The 2,236-nt window shown below is 73.3% G+C and carries 1 protein-coding gene and 1 pseudogene; both read left to right on the top strand.

Annotation, left to right across the window (positions count from 1 at the left end; translation table 11 throughout):
- The coding region (locus L6E17_RS30325; protein WP_236243808.1) for a 2OG-Fe(II) oxygenase at nucleotides 1-513 on the top strand (513 nt) is incomplete at its 5' end.
- 55 nt (nucleotides 514-568) lie between these two features.
- Nucleotides 569-1,754: pseudogene (locus tag L6E17_RS30320) on the top strand (serine hydrolase domain-containing protein).
- Nucleotides 1,755-2,236 lie beyond the last annotated feature (482 nt).

The raw sequence follows: 2,236 nt of genomic DNA, 5'->3' as shown, positions 1-2,236 counted from the left end.
GGAACGCTGATGGACCGCATGAAGAACCAGACCGCCCGCCCGCGCACCTACCGGGGCGTCATCGACGAAACGCTGCGCAAGAGCGAGTACGTCGAGATCCCTCCGCACCACCTGGAAGGGGCGGTTGTCTCCCACTGCGCCGCCCACCTTCGCAGCCACTTCGGAATCGCCCCGAAGCGCATACCCACCCAGCCGGCGGTCGTCTACCGCTACGGCCCGGGCGTCGGCTTCGTCGCCCACCACGACGAGGTCACCGACATCGAGCGCGAGCGGGCCCGGACCAACGGACAGCCCGTCGTCGGCGGAGACCTCACCCTCCTGGTCTGGCTCAACACACCGGACTCCTATGGCGGCGGGGAACTGTTCTTCGAGAGCCCGGCTCAGGAGATCAAGCCGCCCTGCGGCACCCTGGTCGCCTTCCCTGCCACCCGCGACCACATCCACGGCGTACGGCCGATCACGAGGGGCGAGCGCGTGACACTCGTCGTACGTATCGATGCCGAACGCCCTTGAGAAACAGCCGGTTTCGCCTGTCGGTGAGAGCAGCACGGTTGCCAGGATGAACGGCATGACGACGATCAACGGTGAGGTTGCGCCCGGATTCGAACCGGTCCGCGAGGCGTTTGCAGCGAACTTCACCCAGCACGGGGACATCGGCGCGGCCGTGTGCGTCTACCGGCACGGCCGCCCTGTGGTCGACCTGTGGGGCGGCGTCGCCGACGTTGACACCGGCCGTCCGTGGACACGGGACACGCTGCAACTGGTCTACTCGGCGACCAAGGGAGCCACCGCGACCGCGGCGCACATGCTGGCCGAGCGCGGCATGTTGGACCTCGACGCGCCGGTGGCGAAGTACTGGCCGGAGTTCGCGGCGAACGGCAAGGCCGGCATCCCCGTCCGCTGGCTCCTGTCCCACCAGGCCGGCCTGATCGCCCTGGACGAGCCGCTCTCACTGGCCGAGGCGCTGGCCTGGGAACCCATGACAGCAGCGCTCGCGGCCCAGCGCCCGCTGTGGAACCCGGGCACTGCACACGGGTACCACGGGCGAACCTGGGGCTGGCTGGTCGGAGAGGTGATCCGCCGCGTCTCCGGCCGCTCGCCGGGCCGTTTCTTCGCCGACGAAATCGCGCGCCCCCTCGGGCTGGACTTCTTCATCGGCCTGCCGGCGAGTGAACGCGGCCGGGTCAGCCGCATGGTGTACCGATCGCCGGCCGTCGACCTCACCACCGTGCCCGCCGAGGCGGTTCCCGAGGAACTTCGCGAGCAGGTAGCCGCCTGGCGCGACCCGAACTCCTTCAGCAACCGGGCGTTCGCGGTCACCGACCCAGCCGCCATCGACTTCGACTCGCCGGAGGTGCAGGCCGCAGAACTCCCGTCCTCCAACGGAATCGGCACCGCGCAGGCACTTGCCCATGTACGCCGCCCTGATCGGCGAGGTGGGACGGCGTGCGCCTGCTCACCCCGGAGACTCTGTCGTCGGCGACCGCAGAGCAGGCCAGCGGAAGACCAGGTGATGGTGATCCTCGGCCGATCAGCACCGGATACATGCTCCCCACCGAGGGCAACCCCATGACCGGCCTGAACGCCTTCGGCCACACCGGCCGCGGCAGCTCCTCGGCTTCGCCGACGCGCAGGGAATCGCCTTCGGGTACGTGATGAACCGCATCGTCAGCGGCTCCGATGACGGGCGCGCTGCTGCACTGGTCGAAGCAGTGCCCGGACTGGGGTGGCATAACGATCGGCCTCGCGGCTGACGGCCTTGCTGCGCAACCGAGGCGTCATGGGTCGCTGTGGGGAACGCGTCGCCCACCGACCCAGCACCCCGGAACGCGCCGCCGCGCCGGATACGTGCTGACTCGTACCGCCCCGCCCAGCCCCCGAAGGCGTGCCCCCGCGCCGGATAACGTGCTGCCCGCAGCCGCTCCCACCGGCCCCGCCCTGGCCCGCGAAGGTCCGGCCCCCACCGGCCCCCGAGGGCGCGGCCCCCGAAAGCCCGGCCCCCGGAAGCGCGGCCCCCGGAGCCGCCCCCCCCCCCCCCCCCGCACCCCCCCCCCCCCCCCCCCCCCCCCCCCCCCCCCCCGCCCGCCCCCCCCCCCCCCCCCCCCCCTCCCCCCCCCCCCCCCCCCCAACCCCCCCCCCCCCCCCCCCTGCCCCCCCCCCCCCCCCCCCGCCCCCCCCCCCCCCCCCCCCGCCGCCCCCCCCCCGCGGCGACCCCGCGCCGCCGCCCCGCCCCCCC

The sequence above is a fragment of the Streptomyces sp. CC228A genome, assembly GCF_021390935.1.
Taxonomy (GTDB): domain Bacteria; phylum Actinomycetota; class Actinomycetes; order Streptomycetales; family Streptomycetaceae; genus Streptomyces.
This window is presented reverse-complemented; position numbering and strand designations above follow the sequence as displayed.